Origin of the sequence: Mesorhizobium sp. M0410 (genome assembly GCF_040321435.1) — a bacterium.
Classification (GTDB): Bacteria; Pseudomonadota; Alphaproteobacteria; order Rhizobiales; family Rhizobiaceae; genus Mesorhizobium.
The window spans coordinates 94627-117151 of the sequence record NZ_JAMYRN010000007.1 but is presented as its reverse complement, the minus strand read 5'-3'; the positions used below and the strand labels follow the sequence as shown (position 1 = coordinate 117151).

Below are 22525 nucleotides of genomic sequence, written 5' to 3'. Positions count from 1 at the left end.
TCGTTAGGCGATGATGGGCAATTGCGGCATGCTCAAGTCGATACGACACGCCCGCAAGATCAAGCGCTACTATCCCGGATAGCGGCCGGCGGCTTGTCGTTGGTTCGAGCCTATTTCGACGGGCAGGTCTTTGGCTGATCGAACAGCGACAGATTGACCAGTTTGCCGGTCATCGAGAACTCGCCATAGTCCATGACGAGATCGCGCGTGATGCCGTTCTTGTGCAGCTTGAAGCTGATCCGGTATTCCGGCACCTCCTCGCCGCCTTTGTCGGCATCATCGAAATAGGCGATGTCGACCGGCCAGTATTTGTCGGTGGCGAGCTTGGCCAGCGCCGGCGCTTCCGGATCGGCGTTGTCGGCATCGGCTTGCTTGCCGACGACGACGGTGGTGGTCACCACCTTGTTGGCATCCTCAGAGCCGTCGAACAGGTTGGTTTCGTAGAAGCGCTCGCCCTTTTCCGCCTTGCCGATCATTTCGACCATTTGCTGGGTCGGGAACTGGGTCGGCGCGAGTTCCAGGCTGTTCTTCTCGGGCTTGTCGATATCGACCTTGAGACCGTTGGCCTCCTTCGTTGCGGTACCCTTGACCTCCTTGTCGAGGTTCTGGTCAACAAAGGATTTGTTCACGAAGGAGAAGGTCTTGCCCTCGGCGTCCTCAAAGGTGGTCATCTGCTGGTCTGTCAGCCTGGTGTTGTCGCTGGTTACGATCTGGGTCACCAAACGGAACTTTACCGTATAGCCCTCGCAAGGGGAGCCGTTGAACTCGTAGACCATGCGGCCAGTGATGCCGGTGATGCCGGAGCGGTCGGAGGCTTTGTCGAGTGAAATGTCGTAAACCGCGCGATGCGCCTGCAGCGCCGGCACCGCAAAAGCGGGAGCCGCCCAGGAAGCCGCTGTCAAGAGAACGGCGTTGAATGCGAGGCGCGTTGCGCGCATGGGGTGCTCCGATCATCGCGGCTAATGGCAGGCCGCATGGAAAGATGGTCCAGCTTAAAAAAAGTCGTGGCGGAAGCGAGGCAAAAATAGCAATTTCGGCCCGGCCTGCGCGGCACCTTCAAGCAATAGGGAAATAGCATGAGCGAAACAATCGAAAAGCGGCTAAGCGATCTCGGCGTGACGCTGCCGGCCGCCGCCGCGCCCGCCGCCAATTACGTGCCCTATTGCAGGACCGGCAATCTGCTGTTCACCGCCGGGCAGTTGCCGCTCAAGGACGGCAAGCTCCAGGCGAGCGGACTGCTTGGCAGCGATGTCGACACCGCGACCGGCAAGGAAGCCGCAAAATACTGTGCGATCAACATATTGGCGCAAGCCCAGGCAGCACTTGGCGATCTCGAGAAAATCCGTCGCTTGGTGAAGATCACCGTCTTCGTCGCCTCGGCACCGGACTTTGTCGAACAGCATCTGGTTGCCAACGGTGCCTCGGATTTTCTCGCCGCGGTGCTCGGCGATCGCGGCACGCACGCTCGCTCCGCCGTCGGCACCGCCTCCCTGCCGCTTAATGCCGCAGTGGAAATCGAAGCGATCTTCGAAGTCGAATGACCGGGACTGCAACCATGACCGATCTTTCCTGGCTGACCGCCCGGCCCGTCGCCCATCGCGGCCTCCACGACATGAACAAGACGCGCTGGGAGAACACCCTTTCCGCCTTCGCCGCGGCGGCCGAGCGTGGCTACGCGATTGAATGCGACGTGCACCTGTCTTCCGACGGCGTCCCCGTCATCATCCACGATGGCGATCTGCGGCGGCTGACCGGCGAAAACGGCTTCGTCTGGCAGCGTACGGCTGCCGAAATCACCGCGCTGAAGGTCGGCGGCACCGCCGACCATTTGCCGACGCTGCAGCAGGCGCTTGATCTGGTCGACGGCCGTGTGCCGATGGTTGTCGAACTGAAAGGAGCTGCCGGGCACGACGACGGCCTGGTCGAAAGCGTCGGTAAGATGCTCAAGCAATACAAGGGCAAGACTGCGATCATGTCGTTCGACCATTGGCTGATCCGAGAGTTCCCGAAATATGCTCCCGGCATACCCGGCGGGTTGACCGCCTACGGCAACGACAACCACCTGATCGAGGCGCATTTCGCCATGCTGGCGCATGACATCGCCTTCACCTCCTACGCCGCCGGCGATCTGCCGAACCGGTTCGTCTCCTTCGTGCGAGAAAAACTCGGCATGCCGGTGATCACCTGGACCGTGCACGACCGGCCTGCCGTCGACCTGACCTTCAAATATGCCGACCAGATGACGTTCGAAGGATTCGAGCCAGATCTGGTACGGCTTGCTTGAGCGGGCTTGTATGGGTCAGCAGCGAGCTTAAGTAAGCCTCATGGATCAAGGGGACGACTGCGAAAGACAAACGGCGAACGCGGAGCTGTCGATCCGCATCGCGGCGGGCATCGGGGCCTTTACCAGCGCTGAATGGGACAACCTCGGCGGCACTACACGCGGCGATGCCGAAAACGGCTACAACCCACTTGTTTCATTAGCTTTTTTGAGCGCGCTGGAAGATTCCGGCTGCGCTGTTCGGCGTACCGGCTGGCAAGGCCATCACCTGAGGCTGGAAACCGCCCGAGGCAAGCTGCTCGGGGCGGTCCCCTGCTATCTGAAGTCGCACAGCCAGGGCGAATATGTATTCGACCATGGCTGGTCGGACGCATTCGAACGCGCCGGCGGGCGCTACTACCCGAAGCTGCAATGCGCGGTGCCGTTCACGCCCGTCACCGGCCCTCGCCTGCTGGTCGGCAAGGGCGAGCACAGTCCCACCGTCAAGGCCGGTCTTGCGGCCGGCCTGAAGGCGGTGACGGATAAGCTCGGCGTGTCTTCCGCCCATGTCACCTTCGCGCCGGAGGACGATGTCCAGATATTCGCGGCGGCCGGTTTCCTGCATCGCACCGACCAGCAGTTTCACTTCTTCAACGAAGGTTTTTCGAGCTATGACGATTTTCTCGCGACATTAGCCTCGCGCAAGCGCAAGGCAATTAAGAAAGAGCGGCGCGAGGCGCTCGCCAACGGCATCTCGATCGACTGGCTGACCGGCAAGGATCTGACCGAAAAGGCCTGGGACGACTTTTTCGCGTTCTACATGGATACCGGCAGCAGGAAGTGGGGCCGGCCCTACCTCAACCGCGATTTCTTCTCCCTAATCGGCGAGCGCATGGCCGACGACACCCTGCTGGTCATGGCCAAACGCAACGGACGCTACATAGCGGGCGCCATCAACTTCATCGGCTCAGACGCGCTCTACGGCCGCAACTGGGGCTGCATCGAGGACCACCCATTCCTGCATTTCGAAGTCTGCTACCATCAGGCAATCGATTTCGCCATCTCGCGCAAGCTGAAGGTGGTTGAAGCCGGTGCTCAGGGCGAGCACAAGCTGGCGCGCGGCTACCGGCCCGTGACGATGCATTCGGCGCACTATATCGCCCATCCAGGTCTGCGCAATGCAGTGGCCGACTACCTCCAGCGCGAGCGGCGCGAAGTCGAGCGAATGAGCGAATATCTGGAAGAGCACACCCCGTTCCGCAAGGACATGGCGGAGTAGGGTAGCGAGCCCAATCGCCCAGCCGCGCGGGCCCGCACGGCCGATGTCGATCGATCATCTTGCCCGCCCGGAACAGCTTCGCTACACGAGACAGCGAGCCAAGAACCGGAGCGCGCGCCATGGCCGAAGCAACCTACGACAGCAGCAACATCTTCGCCAAAATCCTGCGCGGAGAAATCCCTTCGCATCGCGTCTACGAGGATGAAGCGGTCATTGTCTTCATGGATGTGATGCCGCAAGGACAGGGTCACACGCTGGTGGTGCCGAAAGCGCCGTCGCGCAACCTGCTTGACGCGGATCCGGCGGTGCTTGGCCCGCTCTTCGCTCACGTCCAGAAAGTTGCGCGGGCCGTAAAGAAGGCCTTCGATGCCGATGGCGTCACGGTTATGCAGTTCAACGAACCAGCTTCGGGGCAGACTGTCTTTCACCTTCACGTCCATGTCATTCCGCGCTTCGAGGGGATTCCCCTGAAACCGCACAGCGGACAGATGGAAAAGCCTGAAGTCCTGGCCCAGAACGCCGGCAAGATAAGGATGGCGCTGGCAAGCTGAACCGGCGCAAACTGCTCCGGCGGGCGCCGGGTGCTTAACCGGAGGGTGTCACAAAAAAAGCCCCGTTTCCGGGGCTTTTTTACTGGCTGGTTCGTCAGTTCTTACGCGGCAGTTGCGGCACGAGACTGCGCTTGCCGCCGTCCTTACCTTTGGGCTCCGGCTTCTGCGCCACCGCCTTTTTTGCAGCGGGCTTCTTCGCCACCGCCTTCTTGGCCTTCGGCATGTCGTCCGGCTCTTCCTTCTTCGGCTTCACCGGCGCCTCGTCGGCGAGCGATTCGAGCTTCAGGCCGGTCTCGCCGGTTTCCTTCTTCTCGACGGTGACACGCACCGTGCCGCCCTTTTTGAGCTTGCCGAACAGCACCTCGTCGGCCAGCGGCTTCTTGATGTGCTCCTGGATGACGCGGCCAAGCGGCCGGGCGCCCATGCGCTCGTCATAGCCCTTGTCGGCCAGCCATGCGATTGCATCCTGCGACAAGTCGAAGGTCACGCCACGCTCGGAAAGCTGCGCTTCCAACTGCATGACGAACTTCTGCACCACCTGATGGATGACCGGCACCGGCAGCGAGCCGAACGGAATGATCGCATCGAGACGGTTGCGGAACTCCGGCGTGAACAGCCGGTTGATCGCCTCGACATCGTCGCCTTCGCGCTTGGTCGAACCGAAACCGATCGCCGCGCGCTGCGCATCGGATGCGCCCGCATTGGTAGTCATGATCAGGATGACATTGCGGAAGTCGATCTGCTTGCCGTTATGGTCGGTCAGCTTGCCGTGGTCCATGACCTGCAACAGGATGTTGAACAGGTCCGGATGCGCCTTCTCGACTTCGTCGAGCAACAGCACGCAATGCGGATGCTGGTCGACGCCGTCGGTCAGAAGGCCGCCCTGGTCGAAGCCGACATAGCCGGGAGGCGCGCCGATCAACCGCGAAACGGTGTGGCGTTCCATATATTCCGACATGTCGAAGCGGATCAGCTCCACGCCGAGCGAGGCGGCGAGCTGCTTGGCCACTTCCGTCTTGCCGACACCGGTCGGGCCCGAGAACAGGTACGAGCCGATCGGCTTTTCCGGTTCCCGCAGGCCGGCCCGCGCCAGCTTGATGGCCGAGGTCAGCGCTGTGATCGCGGTGTCCTGGCCGTAAACGACGCGCTTCAACTCGATGTCGAGGCCTTGCAGCACCTTCTCGTCGTCTGCGGAAACCGTCTTCGGCGGGATGCGCGCCATGGTGGCGATCGTCGCTTCGATCTCCTTGATGCCGATGGTCTTCTTGCGCTTGGCTTCCGGCACCAGCATTTGCGAGGCGCCGGTCTCGTCGATCACGTCGATCGCCTTGTCCGGCAGCTTGCGGTCGTTGATGTAACGCGCCGAGAGTTCGACCGAAGCCTTGATCGCCTCGCTCGTGTAGCGGACCTTGTGGAACTCCTCGAAATAAGGCTTGAGGCCCTTCATGATCTCGATGGCGTCCTCGACCGTCGGCTCGTTGACGTCGATCTTCTGGAAGCGCCGCACCAGCGCGCGGTCCTTCTCGAAGAACTGGCGGAATTCCTTGTAGGTGGTCGAGCCGATGCAGCGGATGGCGCCGGACGACAGTGCGGGTTTTAACAGGTTCGATGCATCCATGGCGCCGCCGGAGGTGGCCCCTGCCCCGATCACGGTGTGGATTTCATCGATGAACAGCACGGCGCCGGGATAATCCTCGAGCTCCTTGACGACCTGCTTCAGCCGCTCCTCGAAATCGCCGCGATAGCGGGTGCCGGCCAGCAGCGTGCCCATGTCGAGCGCGAAGATGGTGGCATTGTGCAGCACTTCGGGAACGTCACCCTCGACAATGCGCTTAGCGAGGCCTTCGGCGATAGCCGTCTTGCCGACGCCGGGATCACCGACATAGAGCGGGTTGTTCTTGGAGCGGCGGCACAGCACCTGGATGGTCCGGTTGATCTCGCTCTCGCGACCGATCAATGGATCGATCTTGCCGGCCTTGGCCTTGTTGTTCAGGTTGACGCAATAGGCAGTCAGCGCGTCCTGCTGCTGCTTCTTCTTGCCGCCTTCCTCCTGCGGCTCGGCTCCGCTCTGGCTGCCCTGCTCGTCGTCGGCGCCGCGCGGGGTACGCGTCTCGGAAGCGCCGGGGCGCTTGGCGATGCCATGCGAGATGTAGTTGACCGCGTCGTAGCGGGTCATCTGCTGTTCCTGCAGGAAGTAAGCGGCGTGGCTTTCACGCTCAGCGAAGATGGCGACGAGCACGTTGGCGCCGGACACTTCCTCGCGGCCTGACGACTGCACATGGATCACCGCGCGCTGGATGACGCGCTGGAAACCGGCAGTCGGCTTGGAATCTTCATCGTAGCCGGTGACGAGATTGTCGAGCTCGGTGTCGATATAGGTGAGAACCGTATGCTTCAACTCGTCGAGATCGACGTTGCAGGCACGCATGACGGCCGCCGCCTCGGTGTCGTCGATCAGGGCGAGCAGCAAATGTTCAAGGGTTGCATATTCATGGTGCCGCTCATTGGCGAGCGTCAGCGCTTGGTGAAGCGCCTTTTCCAGGCCTTGGGAGAAAGCCGGCATGTTACCTCACTTCTTCTCCATCACGCATTGCAGCGGATGCTGATTCTGTCGGGCGAAATCCATGACCTGAGACACTTTGGTCTCGGCCACCTCGAATGTATAGACCCCGCACTCGCCCACCCCATGATTGTGAACATGAAGCATTATGCGTGTGGCGGCTTCGCGGTCCTTCTGGAAAAAGCGCTCCAGCACGTGGACCACGAATTCCATGGGTGTGTAGTCGTCGTTAAGAATGAGGACCCGATACAGACTGGGCTTCTTGGTCTTGGTTTTTGTGCGCGTGATGACGGCCGTGCCGCGACCGGCCTCATTGCCGTTGCTGCCGTTCTGCATTCGCACCACGTAGCTCGTGGCAGTCAAACCTGTAGTCACGTAGTCCTGCCTCTTTCGAATCCTCATGCATGCTCGACATGTAGGTGTTCGATGGACGATTTTAAGCCCTTCTGTTTAGCTGACAATATGGCTAGGTGGCCAAACTTGCCCGATTTTTCAAATCGTGAAGACCGTAGGCCCCCGATTTCGAGCTGGCATGAAAAAACCCGGCCGTGCGTTCGCGACCGGGTTTGTCTTTGCAAGCCCAGGGGCCGGCTCGGAATGTTCGTCGAATTTACTTCGCCTTGGCGACGATCGATTCGAACGGCTTGTAAGCTTCCTTGGCGAGTTCGGCATAGAGATCGCCAAGCTTGGTGGCCTCGGTGACGAAGCTCTCATAGGACTGCTTGGCATAGTCGGACTGGATCTCGATCGCCTTGTCCAGCGACTTGGCGGAAAAGAGCTTCTCGACAGCGGCGCTACCGGCTTCGAAGCTTTTCTTGGTGTACTCGCCCGCCTCGGCGGCGATAGCCTGTGCACCCTTGGACAGCGAGGCGAAGCTCTTCAATCCGGTGTCCGCAAATTCCTTGCCGTATTTGCTGAAATCTTCATAGGTCTGGGTCATTTCACGCTTTCCCTTGAACGGTTGCCTTGGACGATAGACGCGCCTTGTCGGGCCGCGTTGTGCAATGCGTGTAAATATATTGTGCAGTGCACAAAAGTCAAGATTCCCGCGGCAATGCGCATCGTGAGCTGCCGGCAATCGCTAAGATTCGAATAAAGAGAAGCTCAATCCCGCAGAAAATGGTGAACGCGGCGGTTACCATAAACGGATTGGTAACGCTGCCCGCGTTAGCGTGGCCGAAGGTGAGGCAGGACCCCTTTGCCGCCTCCAAGGCAACGGAAATTCAAAGGAACTATCAGTGCGTAAGGCGTTGTCGGGCTTCGTTTCCAAATCCGCGTCCCCCCTCAAAACGATCATGATCCTCGCTATGGCGATGAGCTTCGTCGTCGCGGACGCGGCTTCATCCATGGCGGCCAAGTCGGCGGCCATCGTCATCGATGCCAAGACCGGCAAGGTGCTTTATTCGTCGGATGCCGATGGCCGGCGCTATCCGGCTTCGCTTACCAAGATGATGACGCTTTATCTGACGTTCGAGGCATTGGCGAAGGGCAGGATCAGCAAGAATTCCCCGGTCGTGTTCTCGGCCAATGCCGCTGCCGAGCCGCCGACGAAGCTAGGCGTCAAGCGCGGCAGCTCGGTCACGGTCGAGACCGCGATCCTGTCGATGGTGACCAAATCGGCAAACGATTCCGCAACGGCGCTTGGCGAGATGCTCGGCGGCAATGAAGCCAATTTCGCCCGCATGATGACCGCCAAGGCGCGGGCGCTGGGCATGAGGGGAACCGTTTTCCGCAACGCCAACGGCTTGCCTGATCCCGGCCAGTTCACAACCGCGCGCGACATGGCGATGCTCGGCATCGCCCTGAGAGAGCATTTTCCGCAATATTACGGCTATTTCTCGCAGCGCTCCTTTCTTTATGGGCGGCAGCGCATCAACGGCCATAACCGTCTGCTCGGACGCATCAAGGGCGTCGACGGCATCAAGACCGGTTACACCCGCGCCTCCGGTTACAATCTGGTCTCCTCGGTCTCGGATGGCGATCGGCGGATCGTAGCGGTGGTCATGGGCGGCAGATCCGGCGGCAGCCGCGACAGCCAGATGGCCGGGTTGATCAATGCCTACATGCCGAAGGCCTCGTCGAGCGGCGGCGGCGTGCTGATTGCCAAGGCTGGCGGTGGCAATCCGATTTCAGCCTTGGCCAAGGTATTTCTACCGAACCATGACGCGCCGACACCGGACAGTAAGCCGAACGACGATGCCGTTGCCTCCCTTGTCGAGGAAAATGCGCCCGTCGTTGAAGAAACCACTCCGGTCGTTCAGGCCAAGAGGGTCAAGACGACGGCCGCGGCGACCGTGGACGACGTGGCGACAGCCCGGGTCGCCGCAGCCTATGCCGAACCGGCGGCAGAGGTCGATCCGGTCAGCACGGCCTCGGTGCCATCCGGCTGGGCAATACAGGTCGCCTCGTCGCCAAAACAGGCCGAAGCGAAGGCTTTCCTCGACAAGGCGACGAAGCAGGCACCCTCCGTTCTGGCCGATGCCTCCGGTTTCACCGTCGCCTTCGACAAGGACGGCGTCACCTACTACCGCGCCCGGTTCGGTGGTTTCGGTTCGAAGACCGCTGCCTGGAAGGCCTGCAACGCTTTGAAAAAGAAGAAGATCGAGTGCTACGCCGTCCAGCAGTAAGCGGCGCGCGAAACGATATCTTTCCCGAAAGTTCTGCGTCGAAGGAGACTAGTTGTGATTGGAGAGCAAGACGTCCTTGGCTTCATTGATCCGCGCCGCCAGGAAAGACGTGCCACCGATATCGGGGTGCAGGCGCTGCATCAGGCGGCGGTGCGCCTTGCGGACATCCGCCGCGGCAGCCCCCGCTTCAAGACCAAGGATCTTGTAGGCCTCCTCCTTAGTCATGGCGCCAGAACCTGGCGCAACACCCAGCCCTTCGCCGTCATTCGCATCAGCGTCTTTGCGCCAGATGGGAAATCTGCCGTCAAGATACGTCTCTAGCAATTGGCGGCTCTCCGGATCGCCGGAGAGTTCGCGATAGAGTTGCTGCAATTCGGCACGCCCCATCGAGCCAAGCATCTTGCCTTCATGGCGCCCGGCCAGCACGAGGCCTTCGAGGCCGCCGGTATCGTGATCGAGTTCCATTTCAAGCGCCGCGGTACGAACTGTCGAACGCTTGCCTTGTGCCAGTTTTGCCGCCGGCCGATTCATGCGCATGGAGCCGTACCAGGCGAGCGCAACCGACAGGATCAAGCCGCCGATGCCCTCGCGCCCGACCAGCAGCACGGCGACGCCGACCAGCCCGAGCAGTACAGGTCCAAGCGTTCTCATGCCGCCTGCAAGCTTCGCCGCATCGGCGCGCAGGAAGATGGTGAGCATGCCGAGAAGCACTAGAAGCAACGCTACAAAAGCGATAATTGCGCTCATCAGTTTCCGCCGCCCCGCATATGCTCGATCATCAGCCGGTCTTCCGGTCTGCCCCGGGCCTCCAGTGCTTTCAGCCCGCCGGTCGCAAACACGGCGACGGACGAAAGCAGGCCGGCCAAGGTTGCGGCAGCCCGCCGATCGAAGCGGAACCAGGCCCCTTTCGACAGCCGCGCAATCTCCTTGAACGCCTTTTCCGCGGCGGCATCATCGCCCTCCTGAAAGACGAAGACAGGAACGCCGTGCAGACCGAGGCTGCCGGCCTTTTCGGCCAGATCATCTATGTTTTCTTCCATCGCGTCGCCGATATAGACCAGCGCGTTGACCTTGGCCGCCGCCGTCTGTTTCAGGGCATGGGCGAGCACCTTGCCGATCTGGGTATGGCCGCTGCGGCAGTCGATGCGCGTCATCAGCTGCTTCAGAGCTTCGGTATCGGTGACGAATGCGGAGGAGCGGCACTCGCCAAGGCCGCGAAAATAGACAAGTTGAACCTTGAGCGCCCCGGCCTTGCCGACGGCGTCGAACATCTCGGCCTGCAGCGCACAGGCGAGATCCCAGGTCGGCTGGCGGCTCATCGTCGCGTCGAGGGACAGGATCAGCCTGCCTGACCCGGTGGCGGATGCAGCGAGCGTCCTTGCCTGACGGAGAAACGCGTCGATCTCGCCGGTGCTCGATTGAGACTCGACCGGTGCAGGATTGGCCCTTGCAGGCACGGGCTGCTTCTTGTCGCTCATGACATTCAAGATGTGGCGTTGTTCCCCGGCTTGCAAGCCCAGATGAGGCGACCTGGAGGACCGATGATGCAATTGCGGACAAGCACTTCGGCTGGCGGTCTTGGCGTTGCGGTTCTCGGCGTCAGAGCAGGCCGAGATCGGCAAGCTCTCGCCTGAGCTTCGGCGGCATCTCGATCAGCCCGGCTTTGCCCTTGCCGAGATCGGCCGGCGCGTCCGCCTGCTTCAGGTAGCGCCATCCCTGGAATGCACGGCGCGGTTGCCAGTCAGTGCGCACGACGTCGGGATCGAGGATCAGATGGCAACGGCCGATGCCCTCGTCATCGGTGAAGGGGCGGATTTCGGTGATCAGCTGGCGGCATTGGACATTGCCCTTGATCACCCAGTAGAGCGAGCCGCCGTCGGTAATCTCGACGCCGCGTGTCGGCACCATGCGGGTGGTGTGGTAGTGCTCGGCCGGTTCGCCGGCGCGGCGCCGCTCGTCGAGACGGAAGGCAATCCACTCTTCCAGATCCTCGACGCTGTCACAGCCGACGCAAAGCTTTATGAGATTGAGAGACATCGTTTAAGGTTTAGTCCAGCACGCGAACGCGTCAACGGCCTGATCGACTTCTCCACAGTGGTGGTCCAGGCCACCAGATTGGCTCTCAGCACTCCACGACATTGACTGCCAATCCGCCAAGGCTGGTTTCCTTGTACTTTTCGTTCATGTCGAGGCCGGTCTGGCGCATCGTCTCGATCGCGGCATCGAGCGGCACGAAATGAACGCCGTCGCCCTTGATGGCCAGCGAAGCGGCGGTCACCGCCTTGACGGCACCAAGCGCATTGCGCTCGATACACGGCACCTGCACCAGCCCGCCGACCGGATCGCAGGTCATGCCGAGATGATGTTCCAACGCGATCTCGGCAGCGTTCTCGACCTGCTCGGGCGTGCCGCCCATGACGGCGCACAATCCCGCCGCAGCCATTGCCGAAGCCGAACCGACCTCGCCCTGGCAGCCGACTTCCGCCCCCGAGATCGAAGCATTGGTTTTGATGATGCCGCCGACGGCCGCCGCCGTCAGCAGGAAATCGCGTATGCTGGGCTGGTCGGCTTCTGGATGGAAATGCAACCAGTAGCGCAGCACTGCGGGCAGAGTGCCGGCCGCCCCATTGGTTGGCGCGGTGACGACACGGCCGCCGGCGGCGTTCTCCTCATTGACCGCCATCGCATAGATCGACAGCCAGTCGTTGGCGAGCAGCGGGTTGGGCCGGTTCTGCTGCCATTGCTCCTGCAGCTTGTCGTGCAGCATCCGGGCACGGCGGCGCACCTTGAGTCCGCCCGGCATGATGCCGCCTTGCGACAGGCCGCGCTCGATGCAGCCCTTCATGGCGCTCCAGATGCCGTCGAGGCCGGCGTCGAGCTCCTCGCGCGACATCTGCGTCTCCTCGTTGACGCGCTTCATCTCGGCAATGGAAAGCCCGCTTTTCGCTGCCATGGACAGCATTTCGACGGCGTTCTTGAACGGATACGGAACCTTCTTGCCTTCGGTTGTCGCCGAGCCCCTTGCTTTCATCCGCTGCAGTTCCTCCTCGGACACTACGAAGCCGCCGCCGATCGAATAATAGACGCGCCTCAGCAGCAACCGGTCGCCGGCGTCATAGGCAGAGAAGGCCATGCCATTGGCGTGACCCGGCAGCGGCGTCTTGCGATCCAGCACCAGATCCATTGCCGGGTCGAAACGATAGGACGGATGGCCGGGCGGCGAGATCCGCTTCTCGGCGGCGATGCGAGCGACGATGCCGTCCGCCTGGTCGGGATCCACCGTCTGCGGCGTCTGGCCGGCGAGGCCGAGCACCACGGCACGATCGGAGCCATGGCCGATGCCGGTATAGGCGAGCGAGCCATGCAGGCTGGCCGCGATCCGGTCGACCTTGGCGCCGGCCGGGCGCGGCCAGTCGTCTCCCGCAATCTCGTCGAGAAACCGCCGTGCAGCCGTCATCGGCCCCATCGTGTGCGAACTCGATGGGCCGATGCCGATCTTGAACAGGTCGAAAACCGAAAGGAACACGTGGGCGTTTTCTCCTGGGACCTTGTTGAGGTCTACATATAGGAATTCCCATGGTGTTGTCCGCTGTTTTGAAGATTGCGGCGCTGCACCTGCCGACCTTGTTTGCTCCGGCAGCGACATTCCAGCTTCGGCCATCGAAGCGTCCCCTCCGCCTGTGGTAAAAGCAACGCATGAGCGATTCCTTTCATCTATCGATGGCCGACCTTGCGGCGCTGGGGTTCTTCCTTGCCGCGTGGGTGCTGCATACGCTCGCCGCGGACGGAATGCTGGTCAGCCGCGTCTCGCTGACGAGGGCGATGAACGCGCAGCGCGAGGCCTGGATGCGGACCATGGCCGAGCGCGAGATCCGCATCGTCGACACCGCCATCATGAGCGGCCTGCAGCAGGGAACCGCCTTCTTTGCCTCCAGTTCGCTGATTGCGATCGGCGGCTGTTTTGCTTTGCTCGGCGCCTCCGACCAGGTTCTGACCGTGCTGAGTGACCTGCCGCTTGGCGCCACGTCCTCACGCGCGGCGTTCCAGACGAAGGTGTTCGGCCTGGTGCTGATCCTGGCCTTTTCCTTCTTCAAGTTCGGCTGGGCTTACCGGCTGTTCAACTATTGCTCGATCCTGATCGGCGCCGTGCCGATTCCGCATGGCGAGGCGTCGCGCAATCCGGTCACCGAAACGGCAGTCTGGCGTGCGGCGCGCATGAACATGCTGGCCGGGAAGCATTTCAATTCGGGCCTGCGCGGCGTGTTCTTCTCGATTGGCTATCTTGGCTGGTTCGTCGATCCCGCCGTTTTCGTGCTTTCGACGCTGCTGCTGCTGGCGGTGCTGGTGCGCCGCCAGTTTTTCTCGGCGGCGCGGCAGGCGGTGCTCGGTCAGCCGCCCGGCCCGGGAAAAGGCCGATCGATGCGGCCCGACAGCCAGTAGGCGGTGAGCCCTATCCATTCGCGGATCGCAACAGTGGTGACCTCCAGCCAGTCGCCGGGATAGGGGAACGTGGCGATGCCTTCCCTACCGGAGGTGCGATAGTCGACTGGCCACGGAATGGTCGAAAAGCCGGCTTTGTCGAACAGCGCCTTGGCGCGTGGCATGTGGAAGGCCGAGGTCACCAGCAACCAGGTCTCGCCTGGTTTCGGCATCACCAGTTCCCTGGTAAAGACAGCGTTCTCGTAGGTGTTGCGGGATTTGCTCTCGAGGATCAGCCGATCGGCCGCCACGCCGAGAGCGGCAAAAAGACGCGGTGCGGTATCTGCATCGCCTTCGCCTCCGCGGAAGATTTCGATGCTGCCACCGGAGATAACGACTTTCGCTGTCGGAAACCGCCGCGCCAGCACGGCCGCCTCGACCATCCGGTCGCCACTGGAGTTCATTTCATAGCCGCCACGCACCAGATTGACGGCACCATCCAGACTGCCGCCAAGCACTATGATACCGTCGACCTTTTCCGGCAGCGGCGGCCTGGGGAAGCGCTCCTCCAGCGGATTTAGCATCATGGGGCCGAGCGGGCTCCATGTCGCAACAACAAGGATGAGGAAGGCAAGAGTGCTGCCAACGGCCGCCAATCGCCGCCGGCCGAACATCGCCGCGACCAGCCCCGCCAGCAGCAGGAAGATCGCGAGATTCAACGGCTGAACGAAGAACCAGAGAATCTTGGAGACATAGAAGAACATCCCTCACCCCCTCAGATGAGAAACGATCCTACCACCATTTATCCGGCTGAAATGTGCCGGCCGCCTGTTCGATGACATGGGCGGTCTGGAACAGCGTTTCCTCGTCGAAGGGCCGGCCGATCAGCTGCAGGCCGAGCGGCAGCCCCTTGGCGTCGAGCCCAGCCGGAACCGCTATGCCGGGCAGGCCGGCCATGTTCACTGTCACCGTAAAAATGTCGTTGAGATACATCTTGACCGGGTCGGCGGCCATGTCCTCGTCGGCGATGCCGAAGGCGGCGGAAGGCGTTGCCGGCGTCAGGATGACGTCGACGCCTGCGGCGAACACATTTTCGAAGTCGCGCTTGATCAGGGTTCGAACCTTCTGCGCCTGTAGATAGTAGGCATCGTAGTAGCCGGCGGAAAGCACATAGGTGCCGATCATGATGCGGCGCTTGACCTCGCGCCCGAAGCCGGCGGCGCGGGTCTTTTCATACATGTCGACAATGTCCTTGCCGGGCACGCGCAACCCATAGCGGACCCCGTCGTAACGGGCGAGGTTGGACGAGGCTTCGGCAGGCGCCACGATGTAATAGGCCGGCAGCGCGTATTTGGTGTGCGGCAGCGAGATATCGACGATCTCGGCGCCGGCATCCCGCAGCCAGGCAATGCCTTTCTGCCACAGCGCCTCGATCTCCGCGGGCATGCCGTCGACTCTATATTCCTTGGGGATGCCGACCTTCATGCCCTTGATCGGGCGGCCGATCGCCGCCTCGTAGTCCGGCACCGGCAGGTCGACGGACGTCGTGTCCTTCGGGTCGACCGAAGCCATCGACTTCAACAGGATCGCGGCATCGCGGACGTCGCGCGCGATCGGCCCGGCCTGGTCGAGCGACGAGGCGAACGCTACGATCCCCCAGCGCGAGCAGCGGCCATAGGTCGGCTTGATGCCGACTGTGCCAGTGAAGGCGGCGGGCTGGCGGATCGAGCCGCCGGTGTCGGTGGCGGTGGCGCCTGCGCACAGGAAGGCCGAGACGGCTGATGCCGATCCACCGGACGAACCGCCCGGCACCAGTTGGGCATTGTCCAACGTGCGCGCGGTCCTGGTGCCGCACGCCGAAACGAAGCCACCCTCGCCCTGATGTGTCGTCGGCATCACCACCGTGTCGAGGCGCGAACGCCGCCACGGGTTGATCACGGGCCCATAATACGAGGTCTCGTTGGACGAGCCCATGGCGAACTCGTCCATGTTGAGCTTGCCGAGCATGACGGCGCCATCCGCCCACAGATTGGCCGTGACCGTCGATTCGTAGCGCGGCATGAAGCCGTCTAGCACATGGCTGCAGGCCTGGGTGTGGACGCCTTCGGTGCCGAACAAATCCTTGATGCCGAGCGGGATACCCTCGAGCGACCCGCCCTCGCCCTTGGCCAATTTCGCGTCGGAGGCCTTGGCCATGTCGCGCGCCTTGTCGTCGGTGACCACGACATAGGCATTGAGCGCCGGATTGGCTCGCTCGATCGCCGATAGATAGGCCTCGGTGATTTCGGTGGCAGTGATCTCCCTGGAGCGCAGTTTGGTGCGGGCCTGCGAAATCGTCAGCTGGGTCAGGTCGGTCATCAGGCAAGGCTCTTTTCGTAAAACACCGACCACTCGGAATCGGGATAATCCAGTACCGGGCCGCAGCGCGAAAAGCCGGCGCGTTCGTAGACGGTCCAGGCGGCGGGATGACGGTCGCCCGTCTCCAGCACCAGACGCTTAAGCCCTTCTTGGCGCGCCAGCGCCTCGATACGCTCGACAATCTTCGCGCCGATCTTGCGGCCGCGATGCGAAGGTCGCGTATACATCCGCTTGACCTCGCCGACCACAGCATCGTGGCGCTTCAGTGCGCCGCAAGCGATGGCAAGGCCGTTATCGCGGGCGATGAAAACGGTCGTGCCGCGATCCGCCATCTGCTCGACGGTCAAATGATAGCAATGCTCCGGCGGCGTCAGTTCCAGCAATGTGGCGTTCAGCTCTTCGACCAGCCCACGCACATCGTCCTGCAGCGGCGTCTCAGCGGCGATGTCGATTGCCATCGGCCTGCTACTCCACGACCTTCGGCACAAGGAAGAAATTCTCTTCGGTCGCTGGCGCGTTGGCGACGATGTCAGCTGCCTTGCCGCCGTCGGTGACGACATCCTGGCGCTTTTTCATTGCCATCGGCGTGACCGAGGTCATCGGCTCGACGCCGGAAACATCGACCTCATTCAACTGCTCGACAAAGCCCAAAATGGCGTTCAATTCGCCGGTCATACGCTCTGCATCCTCCTCGCTCACCGCAATACGGGCAAGGTGCGCGACGCGCTTCACGGTTTTTATATCAACGGACATGTTTGTGCCTCGGGGAAAACCAGCGCTATAGCGGCGCAACGCGTGCCGCGCAACATGCATCGTGCCGACAACTGCCCTATGGCATCGTGACGCCGTCGCAGAGGAAATAACTGCCGCCGTTACCGCTCTGCTCGCCTTCGTCGGCGGCAGGCCGAACCGATACCAGGTCGATCTGCTTCGGGCTCATCTGTGTCAGTGAGAGAACATCGGGAAAGACGTAGCCCGGCTCCTGGCATATAGCGGTCACCGCCCAGCTTGGTGAGCGTGTCGCTTTGGTGATCTGCAGGAATTCACAATTATATTCGATGCTTTCCACCCCATTTGCCGACAGCACGATATTGCCGCCCTCGATCACCGTCTGCAGCGTATCCTTTTTGGTCTGCGCGCAGAGATCCTCCGATTGCAGATAGACCCCGTTGATGAAATCCCCGGCGGCCAGCGCCGGCGACGCGGCAACCAGCATGGAAATGCAAAGAGAATTTCTCAGATCCATGTCGTCATTCCGGTTCGCTGTCGCTACAGCGTAATCGTCTCGCCGATCTTCGGCAACGCCACTTTCACACCCGATCCGTCCAGCCCGGCCACAAACTTATCGGCGGTCTGATCTATCATCGGAAATGTGCCGAAATGAGCGGGAACGACCGTCTCGAACTTGAAGAAACGCTGGCAGGCAAGGGCTGCCACCGCGCCGCCCATGGTGAAGCGATCGCCGATCGGCACGATGCCGATCTTCGGTTCATGCAACTCGTTGATCAGGGCCATGTCGGAAAAGATGTCGGTGTCGCCCATGTGATAAAGGGTCTTGTCCTCGGGGAAGTGCAGGACAAGCCCGCCCGGATTGCCGAGATAGGTATTCTCGCCGCCCTCGCCCGGAAACGACGATGAATGCAGAGCCTGAACGAAGGTGGTGGTGAAGCCGCCGCAATCGACCGTACCGCCGATATTGCCGGGATTGATCTGCTTGTTACCGACGCCCTTGCCGACCAGGTACATGCAAATCTCGAAATTGGCGACCACCATCGCGCCGCTCTTCTTGAGCACTTCGATGGCGCCGCTGATGTGGTCGCTGTGGCCATGGGTGAGCAACACGTGCGTGACCCCTTCGGCCGGCCCTTCCCACCCACCCGTCCACGACGGATTACCGACCAGATAGGGGTCGATGAGGATTTTCGCGCCTTCGATGTCGATTCGGAATGCCGAATGTCCGTACCAGGTCAGTTTCATCAATGCTTTCCTCGATTTTTGCTTCGGTAGAGGATAGAACGCCGACGGCGAAATTAAAGTGCCGCGCACGCTTTGCGCGTATAGGACGTGCGGCGTCGCGGTCAAAGGAAAAGCCATTGGGCATCATCACCATCGAGGAGTTGCCGGCCCGGCTCGGCGGCGGCAAGACCCTGGCCGGTCTCGACCTCGGCGACAAGACGATCGGCGTGGCGGTTTCCGATCGCGGCTTGTCCTTCGCCCACCCGCGCGCTGTCATCATGCGCAGGAAATTCTCGCTCGATGCCGCAGTGCTGCTCGCTCTGCTACAGAAGGAAAATGCCGGCGCCGTGGTGATCGGCCTCCCCATCAATATGGACGGCTCGGAAGGCGCGCGCGCCCAAAAATCCCGCGCTTTCGTGCGCAATATGGCTGGATTGACCGATCTGCCCTTCGTCTTCTGGGACGAGAGGCTGTCGACGGTGGCGGCCGAGCGGACGTTGATCGAGATGGATTTTTCCCGCAAGAAACGCGCCGGCAAGATCGATTCGGCAGCTGCGGCCTTCATTCTACAGGGTGTTCTCGACCGGCTTCAGAGCCTGCTTGCAAACCCTTAACGCCAAGACCAATTGCTTCGCAGATCGCTAGTTTTTCACCACCCTTCGACACGCCAAGGATGGCCCGTATCTGTTCGTCGCGAATATGAACGAATTTTTCCGAAAGGACTTCGACGCGACTGAGGGCCGACAAGTTGTCAACTTGTCTGGAAGATTGCACCTGCCAATCTTGAAATGCCCTCTGTATTGATCTTCTGAAGCCGTCATCATCGCTTACCTGCCGCGGTGCGATTGGCGCAATCGGGAAAAGGCTCCTCCGTGCACATCAGTGGCCCGTCACGCTGCATCAACCCTTTCGAGCTTGGAAGCTTTAATCATTTCGCGCGCCAATTTTTTGGCTGTTTGTAGACCTTGCTTGTAATCGTCCGCCGCCATTGAAAGAGATTCGGGAGATGTTGCCCCTTCAAGATCGTCGGCCGACCAGTCGTCAGAAAGACGCTTGCTGATGGCGTAGCAAGTCACTTTCCCGACGCGAAACGCCGCTGATCGGCGTGCTGCACGGAGGCATTCCGATCGCACAACCTCGGGCTCCCCCGTGCCTACGAGTTCCCGTTCCAAATCGGCGGCCATACGTTCTATGATTGGGTACAGGCCATTGACAAAGAGCGTTTGAGATTCGCTGTAGTATCGTCCAGCACGGCCTTTTACGCCCTTGTCGGAAATCTCATCGGGGTCTAACAGGATCGTGATGGTGGGCACGCGCTCCAGCGCCTGCATCGCTTTGGAGGGCTTAGAACCGGCTGGTGCTTTGCGAACTTTTTCCTGCGTAGCACGTGCACCACTGCGGCCAGTCGGCTCATCGGGGCCGATGAATTCAGTGTTCCCAGGAAGATCTTGGTCGATATCTACGCGCTCGCTTGCGTCGCTACCCTCAAAGTGGCTTTCCATGTTCAACGCGCTAAAGTTTCTAGAAGGTTTGAACGCCACCGTAGGCACGCGAAACTCATCTAAAAGTTTTTGGAGGTCGGTTTGGATGTCATCCAGATTGTCATCGGATTCCGGTGACTCGGATCGAATGACATCTTTCACCCAATCCGGCATCAACTCCCGGACATAGTCGACAAAGTCTTCTGCGGTCAGTGGTGCACGGTCTTTGGGCCACATGAGCCCATCGCGATATTGGTTGGAAAGCGCCATCGTGTCAGGGATTTCGATTTCAACCGTAAGCACCTTCGAGCCAAACGGGATACCGAATTTCGGTGCTGCTGCTGACCAAGCTTTGCTGGTTTTGATGTCATAGCGTTCGCTCTTATGCACCACCGCGCAGAAGGTGGTGGACGAGGTTGCCGGATTGGCTCGAGCACTGAGCGAATGACTCGACATCGGGTGCTTCGGGTCGTGAATGTAATGGATAGTCAGGCCGGTGTCAGCGTCGTGGACGCGCTGGCTATTGGGCAGCTTATCGAGAACGTCCGCGAGTGGTCTGAGTTGCCGGTATTTGCCAGTTTCATCTTTGCCGCCTCCTTTGGTCATCGCGACGTCGATGCGAACTTCAACTCCCTCGGAGAAGGCGGCGAAGCGACGAAAGATGGTACTTGGTACATAGCTGCGATCGACAGATTTTCCTCTGCCCAAAGGTTCCGCGACGGTGTCATGATCCTCGCTTTCACCGAAAAGAATCACTTCGGTCCAGTCGTATTGCGTTTGTCTGCCTTCGGCGACAGCCGCCGCAGTGACGTCATAGACGGTATCGTAACTGCCGTCCGGCAGCATCGCAGGGAAGCGGACATATGTGCCTTCTTCCTTGTCGTAGCCGATGGTTATTTCGGACACTGAGCCGTTCTTGCATGAACGATATCTGATCCCGGCCTTAGACATCGTCAGTCCGGACACTTTGGCTCCGATCCCAAAATTGGCATCAAGAGCCATGTCCTTGCCGATCGATGAGGATAGGTCGGTCGCCCTCTTAAGCTCCGCACCGTCCATGCCAGGACCGGTATTCCAGAAGGCTAATTTGCGCACTCTATCGATCTCGACAGGATAAATCTCGATGCGCCGATTTCCGACCGGTGCCAGCGCCGCGCTTTCATCTGCGTTCTTGAAGAACTCTCGAATTAGGGTGCTGACAGGCGCCTGTTCAATCAGGCGATTAATAAGGAACCGTTTGTCGTTGATGTTAAGCGGTTCGGCTTTCACTGCGGTTGCCCCTTGAGCTTGAACTTGTTGAAAGTCTCACCTGTGGTGGAACTGAATTTTCGCTCTATTTCCGTCGTCGCGTCACGCAAGGCTTTGACGATCGTTTTAACATCAGCATCCGTGTATTCGTACGCTCGACTGTTCGAAAGATTGCCGATTTTCCTGATAGCGTCCAGCGCAAGCTGGGTACGCCCTTCCGCCAGTCTTACAAAATTTTCACGTTTCTCATTTTTTCCTGCCAAATCTTCCTCCGCATACATCCGATGAATATCAGATAGCCAAGACGCTCGGCAAAAGTCAAACATATTTTCATGAATTTCACGATGATATTCACATCATGAATTACGGAAAATGCTAAGTGGCGGAGATGCGTGACCCCTATCGCTTGGCGCGCCTTGGCATGCTGGAGAATTCCATATCGCGAAACACGGATTGCGATGTTTGTATTGTCGCACGTTGCTGCGTGCCCCGTCCGACCGGGATTCTTTGCTGAGAAAGCTAGCTTTGAAGCTTCTTGGCCAAATCTGTTGGTATCAAGAGAGCTCCATCAGGGCCGAGATCGACATACTCCATCAGATTCGCACGGCTAAAAATCTTCCAGATTTTTTGGCTTGCGCGTGCGAAAATGGCCTCTAGTCTAGAAAAAGGAGCATTCGACACTGCCGTTGAAGGGCCCGAAAGCCTAGCTCTCCCGGCCACGCGCCCTCATTGAAGAGGCGGTGAACGAAGAAGTCGCGTTTCGATTTCACCCATTGAGGTATGCGATACCTGCATGTGCCACCCCATGCTTCGACAAGGTCGTGATAAGATTTCCTAGGGTCGAGCTTTGAAGCTGGTCTCGCTTCTGGATCAGTTCCCACGCGGCGCTATCGGCTCCGAGGAGCTTCGACACCTTAATCCGGCCACAAATCGACATCGCATTGATGATGGCATCCTCCATCAGAGAGAGATGCACGAACGTGGAACCAATTTGGTAGCAATAGTGAATTCGTTCGGCGTTGATGTCCTCTTCCTGCGCAACAATCGTGCGAAAGCCTTGAGCATCAAGTGGTGCCCTTTTGCTCATGAGCGTCGAGCTATCTCCTCCAGGTTCAGCCCACTGGCCGCGAAATGTGCCTTGAGCACTTTGCGGTACTCCTGGCTCGTGCCGTCAATTGCTTCAGCTAGATCGATCTCAGTAACCTCGAATTTATCGGGAATTGAGAAAAGCAGTTCGTGGCCGATGACGCAGTCAACGACATAGTCGTAGCCAACACTGTGATCTTCGTGATGTTCGACAGCGCACAGACCAAAATGTTTGTTTATGAGTGGATTTATATTCTTGTACAAGAACTTAGCGCGAGCCTACGAAGGTCCACGTTCTCGCCAGGCGAGCAAAAATGCTGGATAGCATTGCGCGCTTTGCGCAACTTTTCAAAGCTATCCAAGTCGGGAAGGCGTTCGCCGGTAGCTACCCAGAGCAGTTTTGCAAGATGTTCAAAATTGTAGGTCTTTCCCTTCTCGATGATATGTTCGATTTTTAAATCTTGATTGACCGGGTCGTCGAGTTGAAATAGGTCGCGAAATATTAGGAGCGGATGCTCCTTTGCTACGATCGCTTTGATGAACAATTCGCCGGCCATGGCGGCGTTTAGAACAGACATATCGGTCCAGTGATCCATGCCAGGATCGTAATAAACCGCATGTTGATTAGCTTGGGTTAGCGCCCCAATCGCTACGTCGAGGATTCGAGCGGGTATATTTTTCAAAGCCTCATGCATATGCT

The 22525-nt window shown here is 60.0% G+C and carries 26 protein-coding genes; 7 read left to right on the top strand and 19 right to left on the bottom strand.

Annotation, left to right across the window (positions count from 1 at the left end):
* Window positions 1-110: 110 nt before the first annotated feature.
* On the bottom strand, window positions 111-938 hold the full coding sequence (locus NKI63_RS12105; RefSeq protein WP_023674927.1) for a cell envelope integrity EipB family protein: 828 nt from the start codon (window positions 936-938) through the stop codon (window positions 111-113).
* Between the two features lie 138 nt (window positions 939-1076).
* Here NKI63_RS12105 and NKI63_RS12100 point away from each other — a divergent pair, with 138 nt between their 5' ends.
* The 4 genes from NKI63_RS12100 to NKI63_RS12085 all read left to right on the top strand — a co-directional run bounded on the left by NKI63_RS12100 (window position 1077) and on the right by NKI63_RS12085 (window position 4090).
* A complete protein-coding gene (locus tag NKI63_RS12100) occupies window positions 1077-1541 on the top strand; it encodes a RidA family protein (protein WP_352508482.1) in 465 nt (154 codons plus the stop codon).
* Window positions 1542-1555: 14 nt separating this feature from the next.
* Window positions 1556-2284, top strand: a complete 729-nt coding sequence (locus NKI63_RS12095) for a glycerophosphodiester phosphodiesterase (protein WP_352508481.1) — start codon at window positions 1556-1558, stop codon at window positions 2282-2284.
* A gap of 40 nt (window positions 2285-2324) precedes the next feature.
* A complete protein-coding gene (locus NKI63_RS12090; RefSeq protein ID WP_352508480.1) occupies window positions 2325-3539 on the top strand; it encodes a GNAT family N-acetyltransferase in 1215 nt (404 codons plus the stop codon).
* 119 nt (window positions 3540-3658) lie between these two features.
* Window positions 3659-4090 (top strand): HIT family protein, encoded by a 432-nt coding sequence (locus NKI63_RS12085; protein ID WP_352508479.1) that lies wholly within the window; start codon window positions 3659-3661, stop codon window positions 4088-4090.
* A gap of 94 nt (window positions 4091-4184) precedes the next feature.
* Here NKI63_RS12085 and clpA read toward each other — a convergent pair whose 3' ends face one another.
* From clpA to NKI63_RS12070, 3 genes are all read right to left on the bottom strand, one after another.
* Window positions 4185-6653, bottom strand: a complete 2469-nt coding sequence (gene clpA, locus NKI63_RS12080; protein ID WP_352821628.1) for an ATP-dependent Clp protease ATP-binding subunit ClpA — start codon at window positions 6651-6653, stop codon at window positions 4185-4187.
* 6 nt (window positions 6654-6659) lie between these two features.
* Window positions 6660-6986: an ATP-dependent Clp protease adapter ClpS gene (clpS, locus tag NKI63_RS12075; RefSeq protein WP_023717744.1), complete on the bottom strand. Its 327-nt coding sequence runs from the start codon at window positions 6984-6986 to the stop codon at window positions 6660-6662.
* 274 nt (window positions 6987-7260) lie between these two features.
* Window positions 7261-7590 (bottom strand): phasin family protein, encoded by a 330-nt coding sequence (locus NKI63_RS12070; RefSeq protein WP_023674920.1) that lies wholly within the window; start codon window positions 7588-7590, stop codon window positions 7261-7263.
* A 298-nt stretch (window positions 7591-7888) separates the two neighbouring features.
* Here NKI63_RS12070 and NKI63_RS12065 point away from each other — a divergent pair, with 298 nt between their 5' ends.
* A complete protein-coding gene (locus NKI63_RS12065) occupies window positions 7889-9277 on the top strand; it encodes an SPOR domain-containing protein (protein WP_352508478.1) in 1389 nt (462 codons plus the stop codon).
* 48 nt (window positions 9278-9325) lie between these two features.
* On the opposite strand, the gene NKI63_RS12060 is transcribed toward NKI63_RS12065, so the two are convergent.
* The 4 genes from NKI63_RS12060 to NKI63_RS12045 all read right to left on the bottom strand — a co-directional run bounded on the left by NKI63_RS12060 (window position 9326) and on the right by NKI63_RS12045 (window position 12803).
* A complete protein-coding gene (locus NKI63_RS12060) occupies window positions 9326-10024 on the bottom strand; it encodes a DnaJ domain-containing protein (RefSeq protein ID WP_254817325.1) in 699 nt (232 codons plus the stop codon).
* A complete protein-coding gene (locus tag NKI63_RS12055) occupies window positions 10024-10755 on the bottom strand; it encodes a vWA domain-containing protein (protein ID WP_352508477.1) in 732 nt (243 codons plus the stop codon). The genes NKI63_RS12060 and NKI63_RS12055 overlap by 1 nt, the downstream gene beginning before the upstream one ends.
* Before the next feature lie 121 nt (window positions 10756-10876).
* Entirely contained in the window at window positions 10877-11314 is a 438-nt protein-coding gene (locus NKI63_RS12050) for a DUF1489 family protein (RefSeq protein WP_352508476.1), read from the bottom strand.
* 85 nt (window positions 11315-11399) lie between these two features.
* Window positions 11400-12803 (bottom strand): L-serine ammonia-lyase, encoded by a 1404-nt coding sequence (locus NKI63_RS12045; protein WP_352688313.1) that lies wholly within the window; start codon window positions 12801-12803, stop codon window positions 11400-11402.
* Between the two features lie 170 nt (window positions 12804-12973).
* On the opposite strand from NKI63_RS12045, the gene NKI63_RS12040 reads away from it, so the two are divergent.
* Window positions 12974-13717 (top strand): DUF599 domain-containing protein, encoded by a 744-nt coding sequence (locus NKI63_RS12040; protein ID WP_352508474.1) that lies wholly within the window; start codon window positions 12974-12976, stop codon window positions 13715-13717.
* On the opposite strand, the gene NKI63_RS12035 is transcribed toward NKI63_RS12040, so the two are convergent.
* The 6 genes from NKI63_RS12035 to NKI63_RS12010 all read right to left on the bottom strand — a co-directional run bounded on the left by NKI63_RS12035 (window position 13666) and on the right by NKI63_RS12010 (window position 18031).
* Entirely contained in the window at window positions 13666-14460 is a 795-nt protein-coding gene (locus NKI63_RS12035; protein ID WP_352751690.1) for a YdcF family protein, read from the bottom strand. The genes NKI63_RS12040 and NKI63_RS12035 overlap by 52 nt on opposite strands.
* A gap of 28 nt (window positions 14461-14488) precedes the next feature.
* Window positions 14489-16054 carry an amidase gene (locus NKI63_RS12030; protein WP_352821622.1) on the bottom strand — a complete coding sequence of 522 codons (1566 nt, stop codon included), beginning with the start codon at window positions 16052-16054 and terminating at the stop codon, window positions 14489-14491.
* Window positions 16054-16512: a GNAT family N-acetyltransferase gene (locus NKI63_RS12025; protein WP_352821619.1), complete on the bottom strand. Its 459-nt coding sequence runs from the start codon at window positions 16510-16512 to the stop codon at window positions 16054-16056. The genes NKI63_RS12030 and NKI63_RS12025 overlap by 1 nt, the downstream gene beginning before the upstream one ends.
* Before the next feature lie 7 nt (window positions 16513-16519).
* A complete protein-coding gene (gene gatC, locus NKI63_RS12020; RefSeq protein WP_023674910.1) occupies window positions 16520-16807 on the bottom strand; it encodes an Asp-tRNA(Asn)/Glu-tRNA(Gln) amidotransferase subunit GatC in 288 nt (95 codons plus the stop codon).
* Window positions 16808-16883: 76 nt separating this feature from the next.
* Entirely contained in the window at window positions 16884-17300 is a 417-nt protein-coding gene (locus NKI63_RS12015) for a hypothetical protein (RefSeq protein WP_352705470.1), read from the bottom strand.
* A gap of 23 nt (window positions 17301-17323) precedes the next feature.
* Window positions 17324-18031, bottom strand: a complete 708-nt coding sequence (locus tag NKI63_RS12010) for a metal-dependent hydrolase (protein WP_352705472.1) — start codon at window positions 18029-18031, stop codon at window positions 17324-17326.
* 116 nt (window positions 18032-18147) lie between these two features.
* On the opposite strand from NKI63_RS12010, the gene ruvX reads away from it, so the two are divergent.
* Window positions 18148-18624, top strand: coding sequence for a Holliday junction resolvase RuvX (gene ruvX / locus NKI63_RS12005; RefSeq protein WP_352508467.1), 477 nt, complete (start codon window positions 18148-18150; stop codon window positions 18622-18624).
* 276 nt (window positions 18625-18900) lie between these two features.
* Here the strand turns inward: ruvX and NKI63_RS12000 are convergent, their stop codons facing one another.
* The 5 genes from NKI63_RS12000 to NKI63_RS11980 form a co-directional block, all read right to left on the bottom strand.
* Window positions 18901-20760: a hypothetical protein gene (locus tag NKI63_RS12000; RefSeq protein WP_352508466.1), complete on the bottom strand. Its 1860-nt coding sequence runs from the start codon at window positions 20758-20760 to the stop codon at window positions 18901-18903.
* Entirely contained in the window at window positions 20757-21002 is a 246-nt protein-coding gene (locus tag NKI63_RS11995; RefSeq protein WP_352508465.1) for a hypothetical protein, read from the bottom strand. The genes NKI63_RS12000 and NKI63_RS11995 overlap by 4 nt, the downstream gene beginning before the upstream one ends.
* Before the next feature lie 503 nt (window positions 21003-21505).
* Window positions 21506-21826: a hypothetical protein gene (locus tag NKI63_RS11990; protein WP_352508464.1), complete on the bottom strand. Its 321-nt coding sequence runs from the start codon at window positions 21824-21826 to the stop codon at window positions 21506-21508.
* A complete protein-coding gene (locus tag NKI63_RS11985; RefSeq protein WP_352508463.1) occupies window positions 21823-22089 on the bottom strand; it encodes a hypothetical protein in 267 nt (88 codons plus the stop codon). The genes NKI63_RS11990 and NKI63_RS11985 overlap by 4 nt, the downstream gene beginning before the upstream one ends.
* On the bottom strand, window positions 22074-22520 hold the full coding sequence (locus NKI63_RS11980) for a hypothetical protein (RefSeq protein ID WP_352508462.1): 447 nt from the start codon (window positions 22518-22520) through the stop codon (window positions 22074-22076). The genes NKI63_RS11985 and NKI63_RS11980 overlap by 16 nt, the downstream gene beginning before the upstream one ends.
* Window positions 22521-22525: the final 5 nt, after the last annotated feature.